Annotated in this window: 20 protein-coding genes; 13 read left to right on the top strand and 7 right to left on the bottom strand. The window is 70.3% G+C overall.

Annotation, left to right across the window (positions count from 1 at the left end):
* Positions 1-49 precede the first annotated feature (49 nt).
* On the top strand, positions 50-538 hold the full coding sequence (locus GA0070607_RS28740) for a DnaJ family domain-containing protein (protein WP_089020986.1): 489 nt from the start codon (positions 50-52) through the stop codon (positions 536-538).
* A 48-nt stretch (positions 539-586) separates the two neighbouring features.
* Positions 587-1135, top strand: coding sequence for a GNAT family N-acetyltransferase (locus GA0070607_RS28735; protein ID WP_089020985.1), 549 nt, complete (start codon positions 587-589; stop codon positions 1133-1135).
* Between the two features lie 7 nt (positions 1136-1142).
* Here the strand turns inward: GA0070607_RS28735 and GA0070607_RS28730 are convergent, their stop codons facing one another.
* From GA0070607_RS28730 to GA0070607_RS28715, 4 genes are read right to left on the bottom strand one after another with little or no spacing between them, the layout of a single operon-like run.
* Entirely contained in the window at positions 1143-1718 is a 576-nt protein-coding gene (locus GA0070607_RS28730; protein WP_231930459.1) for a maleylpyruvate isomerase N-terminal domain-containing protein, read from the bottom strand.
* A gap of 46 nt (positions 1719-1764) precedes the next feature.
* Positions 1765-3561 (bottom strand): serine hydrolase domain-containing protein, encoded by a 1797-nt coding sequence (locus GA0070607_RS28725; protein ID WP_089020984.1) that lies wholly within the window; start codon positions 3559-3561, stop codon positions 1765-1767.
* Between the two features lie 12 nt (positions 3562-3573).
* Positions 3574-4866, bottom strand: coding sequence for an exo-beta-N-acetylmuramidase NamZ family protein (locus GA0070607_RS28720; RefSeq protein WP_089020983.1), 1293 nt, complete (start codon positions 4864-4866; stop codon positions 3574-3576).
* A 10-nt stretch (positions 4867-4876) separates the two neighbouring features.
* Positions 4877-6694: a glycoside hydrolase family 3 protein gene (locus tag GA0070607_RS28715; RefSeq protein WP_089020982.1), complete on the bottom strand. Its 1818-nt coding sequence runs from the start codon at positions 6692-6694 to the stop codon at positions 4877-4879.
* 109 nt (positions 6695-6803) lie between these two features.
* Between GA0070607_RS28715 and GA0070607_RS28710 the strand changes: the two genes are divergently transcribed.
* A complete protein-coding gene (locus GA0070607_RS28710; protein ID WP_089020981.1) occupies positions 6804-6986 on the top strand; it encodes a hypothetical protein in 183 nt (60 codons plus the stop codon).
* A 61-nt stretch (positions 6987-7047) separates the two neighbouring features.
* Here the strand turns inward: GA0070607_RS28710 and GA0070607_RS28705 are convergent, their stop codons facing one another.
* Together GA0070607_RS28705 and GA0070607_RS28700 are read right to left on the bottom strand one after the other, a co-directional pair.
* Complete coding sequence (locus GA0070607_RS28705; RefSeq protein ID WP_089020980.1) at positions 7048-7524, bottom strand: tetratricopeptide repeat protein; 477 nt, start codon at positions 7522-7524, stop codon at positions 7048-7050.
* Between the two features lie 67 nt (positions 7525-7591).
* On the bottom strand, positions 7592-8455 hold the full coding sequence (locus GA0070607_RS28700) for an NAD(P)H-binding protein (RefSeq protein WP_089020979.1): 864 nt from the start codon (positions 8453-8455) through the stop codon (positions 7592-7594).
* A gap of 86 nt (positions 8456-8541) precedes the next feature.
* Here GA0070607_RS28700 and GA0070607_RS28695 point away from each other — a divergent pair, with 86 nt between their 5' ends.
* From GA0070607_RS28695 to GA0070607_RS28675, 5 genes are all read left to right on the top strand, one after another.
* On the top strand, positions 8542-9252 hold the full coding sequence (locus tag GA0070607_RS28695) for a TetR/AcrR family transcriptional regulator (RefSeq protein ID WP_089020978.1): 711 nt from the start codon (positions 8542-8544) through the stop codon (positions 9250-9252).
* Positions 9253-9394: 142 nt separating this feature from the next.
* Positions 9395-9721, top strand: a complete 327-nt coding sequence (locus GA0070607_RS28690) for a PadR family transcriptional regulator (protein ID WP_089020977.1) — start codon at positions 9395-9397, stop codon at positions 9719-9721.
* Positions 9718-10074 carry a DUF1048 domain-containing protein gene (locus GA0070607_RS28685; protein ID WP_089020976.1) on the top strand — a complete coding sequence of 119 codons (357 nt, stop codon included), beginning with the start codon at positions 9718-9720 and terminating at the stop codon, positions 10072-10074. The genes GA0070607_RS28690 and GA0070607_RS28685 overlap by 4 nt, the downstream gene beginning before the upstream one ends.
* Before the next feature lies 1 nt (position 10075).
* Positions 10076-10402 (top strand): DUF1048 domain-containing protein, encoded by a 327-nt coding sequence (locus GA0070607_RS28680; protein WP_089020975.1) that lies wholly within the window; start codon positions 10076-10078, stop codon positions 10400-10402.
* 81 nt (positions 10403-10483) lie between these two features.
* Positions 10484-11437 carry a D-2-hydroxyacid dehydrogenase family protein gene (locus GA0070607_RS28675; RefSeq protein WP_089020974.1) on the top strand — a complete coding sequence of 318 codons (954 nt, stop codon included), beginning with the start codon at positions 10484-10486 and terminating at the stop codon, positions 11435-11437.
* 42 nt (positions 11438-11479) lie between these two features.
* Here the strand turns inward: GA0070607_RS28675 and GA0070607_RS28670 are convergent, their stop codons facing one another.
* Positions 11480-11899: a MarR family winged helix-turn-helix transcriptional regulator gene (locus GA0070607_RS28670; RefSeq protein WP_089020973.1), complete on the bottom strand. Its 420-nt coding sequence runs from the start codon at positions 11897-11899 to the stop codon at positions 11480-11482.
* 110 nt (positions 11900-12009) lie between these two features.
* Here GA0070607_RS28670 and GA0070607_RS28665 point away from each other — a divergent pair, with 110 nt between their 5' ends.
* The 5 genes from GA0070607_RS28665 (at position 12010) to GA0070607_RS28645 (ending at position 17307) form a co-directional block, all read left to right on the top strand.
* Positions 12010-12903: an MBL fold metallo-hydrolase gene (locus GA0070607_RS28665; protein WP_089020972.1), complete on the top strand. Its 894-nt coding sequence runs from the start codon at positions 12010-12012 to the stop codon at positions 12901-12903.
* A 114-nt stretch (positions 12904-13017) separates the two neighbouring features.
* Positions 13018-13995, top strand: a complete 978-nt coding sequence (locus GA0070607_RS28660; protein ID WP_089020971.1) for an aldo/keto reductase — start codon at positions 13018-13020, stop codon at positions 13993-13995.
* A 373-nt stretch (positions 13996-14368) separates the two neighbouring features.
* Positions 14369-15793 carry a rifampin monooxygenase gene (gene rox, locus GA0070607_RS28655; RefSeq protein ID WP_197701184.1) on the top strand — a complete coding sequence of 475 codons (1425 nt, stop codon included), beginning with the start codon at positions 14369-14371 and terminating at the stop codon, positions 15791-15793.
* Between the two features lie 321 nt (positions 15794-16114).
* On the top strand, positions 16115-16786 hold the full coding sequence (locus tag GA0070607_RS28650; protein ID WP_089020969.1) for a GNAT family N-acetyltransferase: 672 nt from the start codon (positions 16115-16117) through the stop codon (positions 16784-16786).
* Positions 16771-17307: a GNAT family N-acetyltransferase gene (locus tag GA0070607_RS28645; protein WP_089020968.1), complete on the top strand. Its 537-nt coding sequence runs from the start codon at positions 16771-16773 to the stop codon at positions 17305-17307. The genes GA0070607_RS28650 and GA0070607_RS28645 overlap by 16 nt, the downstream gene beginning before the upstream one ends.
* Positions 17308-17311: the final 4 nt, after the last annotated feature.

The raw sequence follows: 17311 nt of genomic DNA, 5'->3' as shown, positions 1-17311 counted from the left end.
ACCGCCGGTCGGAGGCGGCGCGTTACGGTGGCCAGGGAGGTGCCGCAGGGTGACCGAAGCGTGGGAAGCGGCTGTGGAGGCGCAGATCCAGGGGGCCGTGCAACGCGGCGAGTTCGACGACCTGCCCGGCATGGGCAAGCCGATCCCCGGCCGCGGAATGCCGTACGACGAGTCGTGGTGGATCAAGAGTTTCCTGGAGCGCGAGGCACTCCCCAGCGACCTGCTGCTGCCCACACCGCTGCAACTGCGCCGGCGCATCGAGCAGCTCCCCGCCGAGGTCCGTGACCTGCCCACCGAGCAGTCCGTCCGGGACTTCGTGGGGCAGTTGAACGCCCAGATCGTGGCCTGGCTGCGTAACCCCGAGGGCCCCCGGGTGGCGGTGCGGCCGGTGAACGCCGACGAGGTGGTCCGCCGCTGGCGTACCGAGCACGCCCCGAACGGCCCCCGGACACCCACCGTCGAGGCCCCGCCTGCGCCCGCCGTCGCACCGACGCGCCGGTCCCGGTGGGCGTGGCTGCCGTGGCGGCGGGCGTCGTAGCCGCCGGGCGGGTCGTCGCGACCGGGCCGGTGACGGCAGACTGTGCGGATGTCGATCGAGCTGCGCGCGTTGACCACCCCTTCGGCGCCGGGCCTCGTCCTGCGCCCCTGGCGTGACGACGACCTGGATGCGCTGGTGGAGGCGTACCGGGATCCGGTGCTGCAACGGTGGACCCGCTACCCGGTGACCGACGCCGACAAGGGCCAGTGGCTGAAGCGGACGCGGCGGGACTGGGACGACGGCCGGCGGTTCAGCTTCGCCGTGCTGGAGGACGGCGTGGACTGTCGACGGCTTGTGGCGCAAGCGGTGCTCAAGCGGGTCACGCCGGCAGGGCCGGCGGCCGAGGTCGGCTACTGGACGGCGGCGTGGGCGCGCGGTCGGGGCGTCGCCCCGCGCGCGGTCACCGCGCTGAGCAGGTGGGCGTTCGAGCAGTTCACCGAGCTGGAGCGCCTCGACCTGCTGCACCAGGTGGACAACCCGGCCTCCTGCCGGGTGGCGGAGAAGAGCGGCTACGTCTTCCAGGAGGTGCTGCCGGCGTATCCGCCGTTCCCCCGCGACGGCCACCGGCACTCGCTGGCCGCTTCCTCGGTGCGCTGAGCTTCGGTCAGTCCAGCGCGGCGCGCCAGGTCCATGAGGTACGCCGCGCCCGTCCGGGCAGTTCACCACGGCCGGTCAGCCACAGCAGCACCTCGGGTGCGGCGCCGGCCGGGGCGTCCGGGAAGAGCCGCCGCAGCACCAGGGTGCTCAGCCGTTGCGGCGGCAGCCACGGCACACCGAGACCGAGGGTGATGTCGTGGGTGTGCAGCAGGGTCTCGGCCACTCCCATCGCGGCGAAACCGGCCGGGTCGCACGGGCCGAAGTGCCAGGCCCGGGTCTCCGGCGGCGCCGTGTCGACCGCGGCGGCGAGCAGTCCGGCGCAGGCACGCACCACGGTCAGCACCTGCGCCGGCGTCGCGTCGGGGGAGACCCGCAGGTCGTACGGCAGGTAGCCGTCGTCGGGCCGGCCGGTGACCTGCCCGGCGTACCCGAGCAGGTCGTGCGCCACGTGGGCCGCCGTGGTCCAGCAGCTCCAGGTCAGCGTGCCGGCCGACACCGACCAGTCCCGCTCCCGGTGCGGGTCGAGCACGAGGGTCATCTCCGCGGCCGCATCCCGCACGTCGGCACCGTTCGTCCCTGTCACCCGTCGACCCTCGCAGCGCCCGCCGGCCGCCGCAACGTGATTCGGCTCAGCTTCGTGCGGGTGACCACCCGTCGGCGACGAGCCGGGAGGCGTCGGCGCCCTCGCCGGAGAAGAGCAGGCCGTACCGGTCGGCCGCGACGACCCGGTCGACGTAGACGCCGCGCCCCTGACCGGAGCCGTCGGTGCTGCTGCTCCATCGCAGGTGGGTGGCCTGGTCGGGCAACGTCACGGAGACCTGCCACCAGACCCGGCCTCCGTAGCCGGTGACGGTGCCGTCGGCGCTCCACCGTCGGCCGGCGTCGCGTAGCCGCATCGTCGTCGGCGCCCAGGTCTGGCCCCCGTCGGTGGAGACCTCGAATCGGGCGCTGTCGTAGCGGGGCTCGGTGTCGTACCAGAGCAGGAAGCTCGCCGTGGCGCCCCGCGCGGGACGGCGCAGCGGCGCCGTGAGTGTGCTTGTCGCGGAGTCCCGTGGATCGGCCCGCCAGGCGCTGGCCGAGCGCGGCCGCACCGGCATCGCCTCCGCGAGGTCCCGTGCCACCGCCCGCCGGGCCACGTTGTTGCTGCCCCAGCCCCGGTCGGGGTGCACCCGGTTGCTGAGCATGACGACGAACGAGTGCGACAGCGGGTCGATGACGATCGACGTTCCGGTGAAGCCGGTGTGCCCGAAGCCCACCGGCGAGGACAGCCCCATCATGTACCAGTGCTTGTTCAGTTCGAAGCCGAGGCCGCGGTCGCTCTCCGGGTAGGCCGACTCCAGCGGCGCGTTGTAGTTGACCAGCATCGCGCGCACCGTGTCCGACAGCAGGATCCGGCGGCCACGGTACTCGCCGCCGTTGAGCAGTGACTGGCAGAGCACGGCCAGGTCGGCAGCGGTGGAGAAGACTCCCGCGTGCCCGGCCACCCCGCCGAGCGACCAGGCGTTCTCGTCGTGCACCTCGCCCCACACCATGCCGCGCCCGGCGTACGCCTGGTATTCGGTCGCGGCGATCCGTGACCGTCGCTCCGGACCGGGGTTGTAGCCGGTGTCGGTCATGCCCAGCGGCCCGGTCACGCCGTCGCGGACCAGGTCGGCCAGCGGGCGGCCGGTGACCCGTTCCAGCAGTACGCCCAGCGCGATCAGCCCGAGGTCGGAGTAGACGTACCGGGAACCGGGCGTGGCGCCGGCCGCCAGTGGCGTGGCGAGCGCGGCGGCGAACCGCTCGGCCGGCGTCGGATACCTGCTCCACAGTGGCACGAACGCGGGCAGACCCGACGTGTGGGTGAGCAGCATCCGAACCGTGACCGTCGCCTTGCCGCCAGCGGCGAACTCCGGGACGTACCGGGCGACCGGCACGTCGAGCTGCACCCGACCCCGCTCCACCTGCTGCATGGCGACGATCGTGGTGAACAGCTTCGACACCGAGGCCAGGTCGTAGATGGTGTCCGGCCGGGTCGCGATCTGCTGGTCGGCGGGGAGTTCCACACCGACCAGGCCGGGCGGTGGCCCGACCGAGGCGTAGCGCACGGCCTTGCCCACGGCGGCGTGCTGGACGATCACGCCGTCCTTGGCGGCCAGGACCACCGCGCCGGCGTACGTCGGGTAGCCGGGATGGTCCGCCGTCGGCTGGAGATACCCGGCCAGGTCGGCGGGGAGGCGGTCCACGTGCTCCGGGAGCAGGCCGACCTGGCGGGCGTCGCCGCGGCGCAGCGTGTCGTGCCGGAACTGGATGTCGTCGGGGGTGACGGTCGGCGGACCGGCCGGGGGCGACGCTGCCACCGGGCTGGCTGGCAGCGCCGTACCCACGACCGCCAGGGCCAGGCCGAACGCGAGTGAGCGGAGCGGACGACGGGTCGACCTGGTCATGACCGCACTCCTTCAGTAGAGCAGGTAGGGCCGGCGCTGCCGGTTGAAGGTGGCCAGCTCGTCGGCCCAGGCGCCGACCACGTCGTCCACGTCGGCGCCGGCGTCGATCTGGGTCCGCAGCCGGGGCGAGCCGGTGAGCTTGTCGATCCAGTACGGGCGCACCGTGTCCCACGTGTCCTGCCGCCAGGCGAAGGCCGGGTACTTGCGCGCCTCCACCAGCATCGCCACCCCGGTGCGGATCGGGTCGTACGCCGCCGGGTCGACGACCTTGACCTCCACGCCGGCGCAGAGCTTGTTGAGCAGCGCCGGCTTCTGCCCGGCGGAGGTCGGCGAGAAGTACGCCTCGCGGAACTCGACTCCGGGCAGGTTCCGGGCGTTGAGCCGGTCGCCCCAGTGGTGGTCGAAGTCGGTCGCCAGGCCGCCGATCAGCTCGAACGGGCGACACGTGCCGCGCCCCTCGGTGATCGACGCGACGCCCTCGAACAGGCCGGTGCCCGGGTAGACGAGCGCGGTGTCCGGAGTGGGCATGTTCGGGCTGGGCATCACCCACGGCACGCCGGTGTCGGCGGCGAGGTCGTCGCGTTTCCAGTGCCGGCACCGCACCACGTGCAGGTCGACCGGTCGCCCCGCCTCGGCGGGCAGGAAGGTGGCGTTGAAGAACCGGGCCAGCTCGCCGACGGTCATCCCGTGCTGCTGGATGATCTCCTTCAGACCCACCCCCGAGGTGTACGGCGTGGTCATCAGCGGCCCGTAGGCCCGCCCGCCGATCGGGTTGGGTCGGTCCAGCACGACGTAGCGTCTGCCGACCCGGGCCGCGGCGACCATCGAGGTGTACATCGTCCAGATGTACGTGTAGAAGCGGACCCCGACGTCCTGGATGTCGAAGACCACCGTGTCCACCCCCGCCTCGGTGAACATCGCTTCCCACCGGGCCAGCGAGGCGCCGTACGCGTCGTACACCGGGATGCCGGTACGCGCGTCGACGCCGGTGCCCTCGCTGCCGCCGGCCTGCGCGGAGCCGCGGAAGCCGTGCTCGGGGCCGAACGCCGCGACCAACTGCACCCGACCGGAGCCGTGCATCAGGTCGACGAGGTGCCGGTAGGCGGCGTCGACGCCGGTCGGGTTGGAGACGACCCCCACCCGCTGGCCGGCGAGCTCGGCGAACCCGGAGGACACCAGCTCGTCCAGACCGGTGCGGACCCGCCGGCCACGGGGGCTGGCGACTGCGGGCGTCACGGCCGCGCCGACGCCGAGCGCTCCCGCGCCCAGTGCGCCCGTACCGACCAGGAAATTCCTCCGCTGCATTGGTTGTCTCCTACCAGCTCAGGCCGTGGCCGTAGGGGTAGAGCACGGAGCCCGTTCCCTCGGCCGTGGGGATCGTGACGGGCAGCCGTCCGCTCGGGGACAGCTCGCCGTGCAGCGCGCGGACGAGGGCGTCCATCGCCGCCCGGGTGTACGAGTAGGTCGCCAGGTAGGTGGTCACGCCCGGCAGGTACGCGATGTCGTAGGGATCGCGGACCGCCACGACGACCACGGGCTTCCCGGTCGCGAGCAGCGCCGCGACGAGGCGCTGCTGGGTGGCGCGCGGGTCGGTCACGGTCGTGTCCCACGCCTTGTTCACCAGCACGACGGTGAGGTCGTGCTCGGCGGCCTGGGTGGCCGTCGCGGCGATCACCGCGTCGGAGGGCAGCGTCGCCGGCCGGGCGGTGGCCCGGGCGCCGCGGGTGGTGAACCCGGCCGCGACCGTCGCGACCGGGGTGAAGGCGGCGCTGTCCCAGCCGGTGACCAGGACCGACCGGTCGGCGCGGGGCAGCGGCAGCACGCCGGCGTCGTTGCGGACGGCGGTGAGCGTCGGGTCGGTGACCCGGGCGACGGCGGCGAGGTGCTCCGGCGCGCCGACCGTCCGTACCGCCCGCTCGACGTCGACCAGCGGCGAGTGGGCCAGTCCCTGGCGGTACTTCATGCCGAGGATGCGCCGGACCGACTCGTCGATCCGCCGCTCGGTGAGCTCGCCGGTGGCGACGGCGCGCAGCACCGCGTCCCGGGCCAGCGCGAGGTCCGGTGGCATCAGGAGCTGGTCGGCGCCGGCCTTGAGCGCCAGTACGGGCACCCGCTCGTCGCCGTACTTCGCCCGCACGCCGGCCATGTTGAGCGCGTCGGTGACGATGACGCCCCGGAAGCCCAGCTCACCGCGCAGCACGCCGGTGAGGATCGTCGGCGACAACGTCGCGGGGTCTCCGGAGGGGTCGAGCGCGGGAACCACGATGTGCGCGGTCATGATCGATTCAACGCCGGCGCTGATCGCCCGCCGGAACGGTGGCGCGTCGATGCGGTCCCACTCGGCGCGGCTGTGGTTGATCACCGGGAGGCCGGTGTGACTGTCGGTGGCCGTGTCGCCGTGCCCGGGGAAGTGCTTCGCCACAGCGGTCAGCCGGGCGTCGTCCTGGAAGCCGGTGACCTGGGCGGCGGTGAGGTCGGCCACCAGGCGGGGGTCGGCGCCGAAGGACCGGACGCCGATCACCGGGTTGCCCGCGTTGACGTTGACGTCGGCGATCGGCGCGTACGGCTGCCGGATGCCGACGGCGCGCAGCTCTCGCCCGGTGATGTCCGCCGCCGTCCGGGCGTCCCGGGTCGACCGCGCGGCCCCCAGCGCCATCGCCCCCGGGAACTGGGCGGCGGGGGAGGGCATCCGCAGTACGGTGCCCTGCTCCTGGTCGGTGGAGATGAGCAGGGGCACCCGGCCCTTCGCGCCGTCGCCGAGGGCGGCCCGCTGGAGTCCATTGGAGAGCGTCGCGATCTGCCGGGGACTGTCCAGGTTGTGCGACCAGGAGAAGTAGCAGACGCCGCCGAGGTGGTACCGCTGGATCACCTCGGCCGGCGTCTCCACACCGAACGCGGCGAGGTTCGCGGCCCGGTCGGCGGCCGTGGGTTCGGTGGCGTCGCCGCCGTAGACGTAGGTGGAGAAGAGTTGGCCGACCTTCTGCTCCAGGCTCATGTGCCGCAGCGTCGACGTGACCCAGCCGTGCTCGCCGGTGGGCGGGTGTGCCGGGGTGGTGGCGTGAGCGGGGACGGGGGCGAGGGTGGCCGCCAATGTGGTCACCCAGGCGGTCGCGGTAACGAGTCGGGTCTGCATAGACGCCTCTCAGTCCGGGTGGCTGAAACTTAGCTACACGTCAGCCGTCCGTCAAGAAGACAACCTACAGATTGCCGTCGACTGACATCGGAAGGTCTCGGGCTGGCACGTGGACTGGCGAGAGAGGGGCGCCCGACGCTGGCTCCGAAATCGCCACATCTACCGGCGATACTTCAGCCTGCCGCGGGCCGTCGTCCGGGACCTGCTGATCCCGGTGGTCTACCTCGTCGCGTTCGGCTCGGTCGCGATGTACGTCGCCACTCGTCGAATGACCCGGGCGATGCTGCGCTGACCAGCGGGACGCCGGGCTCGCGCCGGCTCGGCCAAACCCGGCGTTTCGGCCCCGCCGACCGCTACCGCCGAGCGTCGGTCGGGTCGTCCGCGGCGAACTCGCGGATGGCGGCGCGGATGGCCTCGCCGTACGGGTCGTCGGACAGGTGCACCAGGTGTTCGCTGGCCCGGGCCAGGTGCTCCCGGGCCTGGGCGGGGTTGCCCAGACGCCTGTGGCAGTCGGCCAGGTTCAGGTACAGCGACGGCAGGAACGCCTGGACCTGGAGCGAGGACAGGTAACGCTGGGCGCGCTCGTCGGTCAGGTCGGACACGGCGGCCAGGGCGCGCTCATCCCAGCTCAGCTCCGCTTCGGTGGTGTCCTGGAGATCGGCAAGGTAGTGGGCGAGGGTGCAGCGGTGGAAGGCGTCGCCGGTGGGGCCGACCTCGTCCCACAGCGCGGTGAGGGCGTCACGGGCGAGAGCCTTCTGCCCTGATCGGCCGACCTGCACCGCCTCGCCGATGCGGGTCATGGTCGGGTCGGGTGTCGGCTGGTTGTCCATGTCGCCGATGTTCGGGCCTCGACCCGGTCGAGGGTCAACTCACCGTGGAGGGTCTGGTCATCACGCATCACAGTTGGGAGACCATGGCCTCGAGCACCGACCGGGCGGACGTCGGACGACGACCGATGAGGGTTTCAAGCGTCGGATCGGTGACGGCGAACTCTCCCCGTCGCGCTGCGCGGTACATGCCGAGGGTGAAGTCGGCGGCTGCCGCGGGCATGCCATGCGCGACGGCATTGGCCTTCCACTCCGCGTCGCCGACAACCACTCGGGTGATGGCGCGGCCCGTGATCCCGGCGAGGATGCCGGCCACCGCTTCGAGGTCGAGCGCTTCCGCCGCGGTCAGCGCAGGCGTGACGCCATCGAGCAGGCCCTCCTCGGCCACTGCGATGGCTGCGGCCTCGGCCAGGTCTGAATGCGCGGTCCAGGACACCGGCCCGTCCGCCGGCGCCACGATCTGCCCGGTCTCCAGCGCCGCACCGATGGAGTAGCTGAGCGTGCTCGCGTAGAACCCGTTGCGCAGTGCGGTGAAGGGAACCCCCAGTCCGGCCAGGTGCTCCTCGGTCGCGGCGTGCGTGGGCTGGGGAGCAAACAGCGAGTCCCTGGAGGCGGCCTGGTGGCTGGTGTACACGATTCGTTTGGCTCCCGCGGCCCGGGCGGCGTCGATGGCGGCGCGGTTCGCGACGACCGCGCCGCTACCGCGGATGGCGGCGGACACGATGAGGACCTTCTCGGCACCCTCGAAGGCGTGCTCCAGCGTGGCTGGGTCGGTGAAGTCTCCGGCACGGACCCGGACACCGCGCTCGGCGAGGTCCGCGGCCTTGTCGACGTCGCGCACGCTCACGCCCACGGCGTGGGGTGGCAGGCGGTGGAGGAGCTGGTCGACGATCTGGGACCCGAGCTGACCAGTGGCACCGGTGACGACGAACATGATGAACGCTCCCTTGTTATCGGCGGTATGCCGGAAACGTTAACACTGATATTTCGAGGATAACAAGGCGCTGTTAGCATCGGTTCATGGTGACGACTCAGGACACGGCATCCCGCGACGACGTCCGTTCCGGCATCGTCGCGGCAGCCACCCGACTGCTACGCGCGAAGGGCGCGAGCGCGGTGACGACGCGCGCCGTCGCCCAGGCCGCAGGCGTGCAGGCCCCGACCATCTACCGCTTGTTCGGCGACAAGGACGGCCTTATCGACGCCGTCGCCGAACACGTCATGGCCACCTACGTCAGCGGGAAATCGGTCGCGGCGGGTGACCCGATCGCGGACCTGCGCGCCGGATGGCGTACGCACGTGGAGTTCGGACTGGCGAACCCCGAGCTGTACGCGCTGATCGCGACGCGGGGGAGCGGCGCACCCTCGCCGGCGACGGTCGCGGGCCTCGACGTGCTGCGTCGCCGCGTTCGGCGACTCGCCGCAGCCGGCCTCCTGCGGGTCGACGAGCAGCGGGCACTTTTGATGATCCACTCTGCGGGTAACGGAACCATCCTCACCCTGTTGGGAGTACCCCCGGAGCAGCGTGACCCCGGTCTGAGCGAGGCCATGCTCGATGCTGCGCTCAACAGCATCCTGGCGACAACTCCGGCGACACCCGACACGGCCACGAACGCGGTCGCTGTGACATTCGCGACGGTGCTGCCCGACCTCCCAGGGCTTACCGACGCCGAACGCGCGCTGATGGCCGAGTGGCTCCACCGATCGCTGACTCGCCTGCAAGACCTCTGACGGCGCAGGGCTTTTGCTCTCGGCGGCTCCCAATAGGCATGCGCAAGGGCTCGTACTCGGTACTACCAAGTAACCGCTAGTCGGTGATACCGTATAGCGGTACTCGGTACTACGAAGTACCAGGTGGCCGACGAGGAGCGCGATGGACGACCTGACGGAGATGCTGAAAGGCACGCTCGAAGGCTGCGTGCTCGAAATCATCCGCGGCGAGGAAACCTACGGGTACGCCATCACGCGTCGGCTGAACGAGCTGGGCTTCGCCGACGTGGTCGAGGGGACGGTGTACACCATCCTGTTGCGACTGGAGCGGAACGGCCTCGTCGAGGTGACGAAACGGCCGTCCGAGGTGGGCCCTCCGCGCAAGTTCTACGCGCTCAACGACGCAGGGCGTCGGGAACTCGCGACGTTCTGGGCGAAGTGGCAGTACGTCTCATCACGCATTGACAGGCTCAAGGAGGGAGCGCGATGAGCTTCTGGGACACCATCACCGGCAGCGATCTCACCCGGGAATGGCAGGCGTTCGAAGCCCGGGCGGAGGCACTGCCGGCCGACCACAAGGCGGCGTGGCAACAGATCAAGAGTTGCCTTCACCCCTACGCGGGCTTCACGGGTCGCAACCTGACGCCAGTTCTCGACGCGGCCCTGGGGCTGCTCGAAGAGGCGGCGGCGGACGGGCAGGGTGCCCACGAGGTGCTCGGCGACGACATCCCCGGCTTCTGCGCGGCGCTGGCCGGCGGCGAGGGAGCCCGCACCTACCGCGACCGGTGGCGCGAGCAGTTGAACAGGAACGTCGCGAGAAAACTGGGCCGGGTAGGAGGCTGACGTGGGCATTCAGGACATCATCGAGGGCAAGAAGCAGTGGCGGGCGCACGTGGCTCGGGTCAAGGCGCTCCCGCCGGACTACCAGATCGTCTACAAGGAGATGCAGAAGTACCTGTTCAAGGTCGGACCGGTCGACCTGCCTGACGGCCCTCTGCTCCCCGGGATCGTCGACTTCTTCGAGGAGGGCGCGGCGGCCGGCAAGGGCGTTTTGGAACTCGTCGGCAACGACGTCGCCGCCTTCTGCGATGACCTGATCAAGGATTCGCGCACCTACGCGGACGTCTATCAGGAGTCCATCAGCGCGAACCCCCACACGGACGAGAAATAACAGATTTGCGTCCTGCTCTCAAGCGTGACCGCGGCGCCAAAGTGGCGATGAGCTGGAGCGGGAGGCGTACGGTCGTTCGTCATGTCACCTGATTTCCGCTGCGCCCTGCTGGATGACTACCAGGGGGTGGCGCTCGGGCTGGCGGACTGGTCCCGGGTCCGGGCCACCAGCTTCCGCGAGCACTTCACGGGCATTGACGAGCTCGTGGCGGCGATCCACGAGTGCGAGATCGTGGTCGCCATGCGGGAGCGCACGCCGTTCTCTGCCGAGGTGTTCGAGCGGCTGCCCCACCTGCGGCTGCTCGTCACCACCGGCATGAGCAACGTCGCCATCGACCTGGAGGCGGCGCGGGCGCACGGCGTCACGGTGTGCGGCACGGGCGGCGGTTGGACCTCGACGGTCGAGCTGACGTGGGCGCTGATCCTCGGCCTGGCCCGCCACCTGGTTCCCGAGGCGACCGCGCTGCGCACCGGCGGTCCCTGGCAGCACACCCTCGGCACCGACCTGCATGGACGCACCCTCGGGCTGCTCGGCCTGGGCAGGATCGGGTCGCAGGTGGCGGCGGTCGGGCGGGCGTTCGGCATGGACGTGCTGGCCTGGAGCCAGAACCTGACGCCCGAGCGCGCCGAGGAGCGCGGCGCGCGCCTGGCCCCCGGCCTGGACGCCCTGCTCGGCGGCTCCGACATCGTCTCCATTCACCTCGTGCTCGGCGACCGGACGCGCGGACTCGTCGGCGGGCGGGAACTCGCGCAGATGAAGCCCACCGCCTACCTGGTCAACACCTCGCGGGCGGCGATCGTCGACCAGTCCGCCCTGGCGTCCGCGCTGCGCGAGGGGCGGATCGCGGGGGCCGGGCTGGACGTGTTCGACGAGGAGCCGCTGCCCGCCGGCCATGAGTTCCGTACGTTGCCGAACGTGCTGGCCACGCCGCACCTCGGCTATGTCAGCGAGCTGAACTACGCGACGTTCTTCGGTGACGCCGTGGACGACATCGGCGCCTTCCTCGACGGCAGCCCGATCCGGGTGCTCACCTGACTCGCCCGGTGTGAACGCCTCCGTGCAGCCCCGGCAGAGCGGTCAGCGAATGAGGGCGCGGGTGAGGAGGTGCTGCAGGACGTCCTGCTCTTCGGGGGCCAGAGGGGCCAGGGGCGAGTCTTCGGAGAGCAACTCGACGAGGCGGTCGCGAAGTTCGGCGCCCTTGGGGGTCAGTATGAGCTGCTTGGCGCGGCGGTCGTCGGGGTGTGGATGGCGTTCGAGGTAGCCCTGCCCTTCGAGGCGATCGGCGACGAAGGTGATGTTGGAGGGTTCGCAGCTCATCCGTTCGGCGAGTTCGCGCAGGGTCATGGGGTGCGTCAGCTCGCGCAGCGCGGTGGCCTGTGTGGCGGTGAGACCGAGGGTGGCCGCCCGTGCCCGAAGGTGAGCTTCGATCTGACTGGCCAGGTCTTTGACCAGCCCGCACACCCGACGGTCGGCTTGGGTCTCGCGCTCGGTGGCCACAGCCCGAAGTCTACTGCGACTCGAATAGTTGCAGCTGAAGCTATTCAAGCTGTAACCTTCCCCGGGTGCCGTCGCCTGGCGGCATCTCTTCGAGCGCGAGGTAGGACCATATGGCCACAACGGCCCATTTCGATCGCAAACGGCTGACGAGCGCACCGCGTGTTCGTTCGCTCCGCCTGGGTGAACTGAAGATCACCTACGTTCCGGACGGGCTGGCCCTGTGCAAGCCGCACGGCTGGCTGCCCGCCGCCAGCGCTGCGGACTGGGCGGCCAACCGCGATCATCTCGACGACGACGGCTTCCTACCCGCGGCCGTCGGCGGGCTGCTGGTCGAGCGGGGTGACCGGGCCCTGCTCATCGACACCGGGTTCGGACCCGAGTCCCACCCCGACGACCCGGCCAACCCGATGCTGGGCGGTATCCACGGCGGCGAGCTGCTCAACGGCCTGCGGCGGCTGGGCCGCGAGCCGCGCCAGATCGAGGCCGTCGCCATCACCCACCTGCACCTCGACCACCTGGGCTGGGCCTGGGGCACCGAGCCCGGCGCCGATGTGCCGCCGTTCGCGCACGCCACCCACTTCGTCGCGGCACCCGAGTGGGAGCGGCGCGACCTGGCCGCCGAGGGTGGCGCGACCGAGGAACGTCTGGCCGCCTTCGCGCCCCGCGTCCGTACGGTCGAGGACGGCGAAGAGATCTTCCCCGGCGTACGGGTGTCGTTCTCGCTCGGACACACCGTCGGCCACACCACGTACACCATCACCGGCGGGGACCGGCGGCTCATCGCGTTCGGCGACGCAATGCACGCGCCGGTCCAGGTCACCCACCCCGAATGGGGCTGCGGGATCGACCACGACCCCGCCGAAGCCGCCGAGTACCGCCGCCGCCTGGTCGAAGAACTGAGCCGTCCCGACACCATCGGCTACGGCAACCACTTCGCCGACGTGGTGTTCGGACGCGCCGAGCGCCGCCCTGACGGCCGGTTCACCTGGATCCCCGTCGCCTGACCCGTCCCACCCGTGGTGCGACCCCTGGAACGGGCCGCGCACCGGCGATGAGCGGCGAAGCCGTTCGCAGTGCCCACCAAGTCGTACAGATTGCCAGAGAAACGGAGAACCGCAATGAAGCACATCAAGCTGGGGGACCTGGACGTCTCCCGTATCGGTCTGGGCTTGGTATCGATGTCCTACGCCTACACGGGAGCCGGCACGGACGACGCCGAATCGATCCGTACCATCCACCGGGCCCTGGAACTGGGTGTCACGTTCCTGGACACCGCCGAGGTCTACGGTCCGTACATCAACGAGGAACTCCTCGGCAAAGCGCTCAAGGGCCGCCGGGACCAGGCCGTGGTGGCGACGAAGTTCGGCATGATCTCGCATGCGCGCGGCGGGGCAGGGCAACTCGACAGCAGCCCGGCCAACATTCGCACCGCCGTCGAAGGCTCGCTCAAGCGGCTGGGCACCGACTACATCGACCTGTACTACCAACACCGGGTCGACCCGAACACGCCCATTGAGGACACCATCGGGACGCTGGCCGAACTGATCACCGAGGGCAAGATCCGCCACATCGGCCTGTCCGAGGCCGGACCGGAGACGATCCGCCGCGCCCACGCCGTGCATCCCGTCGCCGCCATCCAGTCGGAGTACTCCCTGTGGACCCGGCACCCGGAGGCGCAGGTGCTGCCCCTGCTGCGCGAGCTGAACATCGGCTTCGTGCCCTACTCGCCCCTTGGACGCGGATTCCTCACCGGACAGATCCGCTCGACCAGCGGCTTCGACGAGACCGACCTGCGTAAGAACAACCCGCGCTTCACCGGCGAGAACTTCCAGCGCAACCTGCGTCTCGCGGACGAGGTCCAAGCCATCGCCGCCGAAGCGGGTACCACCCCCGCGCAGATCGCACTGGCCTGGCTGCTGACCCGGGGCGACGACATCGCCCCCATCCCCGGCACCAAGCGCGTGGCACGCGTCGAGGAGAACAGTGCCTCCGACGCCGTGGAACTGACCGCCGAGCAGATCGAGAAGCTCGACAACCTTCCTCCCGCAGTCGGCGAGACCCACGACGAAGCCGCCATGCGCCTGTTGGAGCGTTGATCCCAGCCCCGGTGCGCAGCGTGCAGATACGCCACCCGCGCCTGCACGCTGCGCACCGCGCGCGGCTGGTAAATGATTGGACGGGATGATGCTCGGGCTTGTAGCTTGCAGCTGACCGTGCACCGCCCGAGGAGGTGAGACCCATGAACGCTGTATCGATGTGGGTGCTCCCCCTTCCCGTCACGGTCGGGCGATTGACGTAGGTGTCGCCGGGAGCGCCTCGCCAACGAGGCACTCCCGAAAGGCAACACCTATGCGCTCTCTGCAGTTCACCGCCGAGCCGTCGGCGACCGATACGGTCCAGCGCGACTCCAGGTTGGGCGACGTCCCCGGACTCCCATCGCCGGCCTCCGGCACCGATCGCGTGCCCCTCATGTTCGACGTGATCATCGCCGGGTGCGGGCCGACCGGTGCGATGCTGGCCGCCGAACTGCGGCTACACGATGTGCGGGTACTCGTCCTGGAGAAGGAAACCGAGCCCGTGTCGTTCGTCCGCATAGTCGGTCTGCACATCCGCAGTATCGAGCTGATGGCGATGCGCGGACTGCTGGAGCGGATTCTCGAACATGGAAGGCGGCGCCCGGCCGGCGGTTTCTTCGCTGCCATCGACAAACCCGCGCCCGAGGGCCTGGATTCCGCGCACGCCTATCTGCTGGGCATCCCGCAGCCGGTCATCGTTCGCCTGCTCGAAGAACATGCGATCGAGCTGGGCGCGCAGGTCCGGCGCGGTTGTGCGGTGGCCGATTTCGAGCAGGACGACGACGGTGTGACCGTGGAGCTGGCCGGCGGGGAGCAGCTGCGTTCGCGCTATCTCGTCGGCTGTGACGGCGGGCGCAGTACGGTGCGAAAACTACTCGGCGTCGGCTTCCCCGGCGAGCCCTCGCGGACCGAGACGCTGATGGGCGAGATGCAGGTGGGTGTGCCGCAGGAGGAGATCACCGCAGCGGTGACCGCAATCCGCGCGACCCATCAGCGATTCTGGCTCCGGCCCTTCGGCCGAGGGGCCTATCAGGTGGTGGTCCCGGCCTCGGGAGTCAGCGACCGCGCGGAACCGCCCACCCTTGAGGATTTCAAACAACAGTTGCGCACCATCGCCGGAACCGATTTCGGCGTGCACTCCCCGCGTTGGTTGTCCCGCTTCGGGGATGCCACCCGGCTGGCCGAACGGTATCGGGTCGGGCGGGTGCTGCTGGCCGGCGATGCGGCACACATCCACCCGCCCACCGGCGGGCAGGGCCTCAACCTGGGCGTTCAGGACGCGTTCAACCTCGGCTGGAAACTGGCCGCAGAGATCCGCGGCTGGGCGCCGGAAACGCTGCTGGACACCTACCACGCCGAACGTCATCCGGTCGCCGAGGACGTGCTGGACAACACCCGCGCCCAGATGGAACTGTTGTCCACCGAACCGGGCCCGCAGGCCGTGCGCAGGCTGCTCACCGAACTGATGGACCTCGACGAGGTGAACCGCCATCTGATCGAGAAGATCACCGCGATCGGCATCCGCTACGACTTCGGCGAAGGCCCCGACCTGCTCGGCCGCCGCCTGCGCGACATCGACGTGAAACAGGGCCACCTCTACGGCCTGCTGCATCGCGGCCGCGGCCTGCTGCTGGACCGCACCGAACGCCTGACCGTCGGCGGCTGGTCAGACCGGGTCGACTACCTCGCGGATCCCACTGCAGTCCTGGACTTTCCGTGCGTCCTGCTACGCCCCGACGGCCACGTCGCCTGGATCGGCGACGATCAGCAGGATCTGGACGATCACCTCTCCCGCTGGTTCGGCAAGCCTGCCAACTGATGTTGCCCGAGCAGTGGTCGTTCGGCATATAGCTGGCGCGAGGGTGCAGCGGTGGAAGGCGCTCGGCCCTCAACCCGGTCGAGAGTCACACCAGCCCCGCAGCTCATTATCGGTTTGTCGGTAACGATAATCCGATAAACCATCACCACATAAGGGGCATACCGTGCATGCATCATAATGACAGTTCTTGTGCGTAAGGAATCAGAATGGTGTCCTTGGTGGACCATGCTGCCGTCCGGGGCCGTGCGCACCATCACGGAGTGCGTTTGACCTGCGGCAAATCGGATCGCACCGCTGGCATGATCATGCGATCGTTGCCGCATGCCGCAACCGATCTTGCGCACCGACCGTCTGCTGCTGGTTCCGCTCGCCGACCGGCACCTCGAGCTGGAGATCCAGCTCGACTCCGATCCGGAGGTGCTTCGCTACCTCTTCGGCCGGGCGCGATCCAGGGACGAGGTGCTGGCGTCTCACGCACAGAGGATGGCCCTGGCGCGCAACGTGGTCGGCCTGGGCTACTGGATGGCGTTCGGGTCTGGTGGCGGTGCCCGTGACTCGACGTCGCCGGCACGTGAGGACGAGGGCGAGTTCATCGGCCTTCTGATGCTTCCGCCGGCGCACGGCCCCGACCAACCCGACGACCCCACCGTCGCGGAGCTGGGTTACCGACTTGTTCGCCGGCACTGGCGGAAGGGCCTGGCCAGCGAGGCATCCCGCGCCCTGCTGCGGCACGCCTTCGACACCGTCGGGCAGAGCCGGGTGATCGCGCAGACCATGGCTGTGAACGCCGGCTCTCGGGGCGTGATGGAGGCGATCGGCATGCGGTACGTGCGCACGTACTTCCCGACCTGGGACGAACCGCTGCCGGGAGCGGACCTGGGTGAGGTCGAGTACGAGATGACCCGTGGGATGTGGGAGGCGTCGGACGGGCGTAATTCCACTGCACCGCCCACGGGTGAGGGCTTACCCTGCACGCCATGTTCCCTCCAGTGAAGATCATCTCCGGTGGGTTGGAGATTCGTGAGTTCGGGCCGCAGGACGTGGCGTCTGTGGCGGCATTCGTGGCGGCGGGGGATCGCACGGCACTGCCGCCCGGCTTCCCTGAGGCGGTCGCTGACGTGGAAGGGTGGCTGGCGGACACGGTGCATCAGCGGCGCTTGAGCGGTGAGGGCGTACACCTGGTGATCCTGGAGCGGGCCACCGGCGAGATCGTCGGTAGCACCGGGTTGCGGGACACCGACTGGGAGGCCGGTCGTACCGAGATCGGTTACGGAATACACAGCAGTCAGCGAGGCCGCGGTTTTGCGACCGAGGCGGCCGGGGCGGTGGGACGGTGGGCGCTCGCCGACGGTGGGATGCGGCGGGTTCAGTTGCACTGTCGGGTCGACAACATGGCGTCCCTACGGGTGGCCGAGAAGGCCGGGTACCAGCGGGAGACCACACTGCGGATGGCCGAGCAGGACGGGCGCGAGGCTCACGAGCTGGCCGTCTTCGCGATGACCGCCGCCGGGTGAGGGT

The sequence above is a fragment of the Micromonospora coriariae genome (assembly GCF_900091455.1).
Classification (GTDB): domain Bacteria; phylum Actinomycetota; class Actinomycetes; order Mycobacteriales; family Micromonosporaceae; genus Micromonospora; species Micromonospora coriariae.
Note: the sequence above shows the minus strand (reverse complement) of the source record. Positions and strands in the feature narration are given on the sequence as shown.

Excerpts from the sequence above, each read along its gene's own strand:
- GA0070607_RS28705 (WP_089020980.1), bottom strand. The coding sequence starts at position 7,524 with ATGGACAACCAGCCGACACCCGACCCGACCATGACCCGCATCGGCGAG.
- rox (WP_197701184.1), top strand. The coding sequence starts at position 14,369 with ATGTTCGACGTGATCATCGCCGGGTGCGGGCCGACCGGTGCGATGCTG.
- GA0070607_RS28715 (WP_089020982.1), bottom strand. The coding sequence starts at position 6,694 with ATGCAGACCCGACTCGTTACCGCGACCGCCTGGGTGACCACATTGGCG.
- GA0070607_RS28690 (WP_089020977.1), top strand. The coding sequence starts at position 9,395 with ATGGACGACCTGACGGAGATGCTGAAAGGCACGCTCGAAGGCTGCGTG.
- GA0070607_RS28700 (WP_089020979.1), bottom strand. The coding sequence starts at position 8,455 with ATGTTCGTCGTCACCGGTGCCACTGGTCAGCTCGGGTCCCAGATCGTC.
- GA0070607_RS28720 (WP_089020983.1), bottom strand. The coding sequence starts at position 4,866 with ATGCAGCGGAGGAATTTCCTGGTCGGTACGGGCGCACTGGGCGCGGGA.
- GA0070607_RS28685 (WP_089020976.1), top strand. The coding sequence starts at position 9,718 with ATGAGCTTCTGGGACACCATCACCGGCAGCGATCTCACCCGGGAATGG.
- GA0070607_RS28645 (WP_089020968.1), top strand. The coding sequence starts at position 16,771 with ATGTTCCCTCCAGTGAAGATCATCTCCGGTGGGTTGGAGATTCGTGAG.
- GA0070607_RS28675 (WP_089020974.1), top strand. The coding sequence starts at position 10,484 with ATGTCACCTGATTTCCGCTGCGCCCTGCTGGATGACTACCAGGGGGTG.
- GA0070607_RS28735 (WP_089020985.1), top strand. The coding sequence starts at position 587 with ATGTCGATCGAGCTGCGCGCGTTGACCACCCCTTCGGCGCCGGGCCTC.
- GA0070607_RS28725 (WP_089020984.1), bottom strand. The coding sequence starts at position 3,561 with ATGACCAGGTCGACCCGTCGTCCGCTCCGCTCACTCGCGTTCGGCCTG.
- GA0070607_RS28665 (WP_089020972.1), top strand. The coding sequence starts at position 12,010 with ATGGCCACAACGGCCCATTTCGATCGCAAACGGCTGACGAGCGCACCG.
- GA0070607_RS28695 (WP_089020978.1), top strand. The coding sequence starts at position 8,542 with ATGGTGACGACTCAGGACACGGCATCCCGCGACGACGTCCGTTCCGGC.
- GA0070607_RS28650 (WP_089020969.1), top strand. The coding sequence starts at position 16,115 with ATGCCGCAACCGATCTTGCGCACCGACCGTCTGCTGCTGGTTCCGCTC.
- GA0070607_RS28660 (WP_089020971.1), top strand. The coding sequence starts at position 13,018 with ATGAAGCACATCAAGCTGGGGGACCTGGACGTCTCCCGTATCGGTCTG.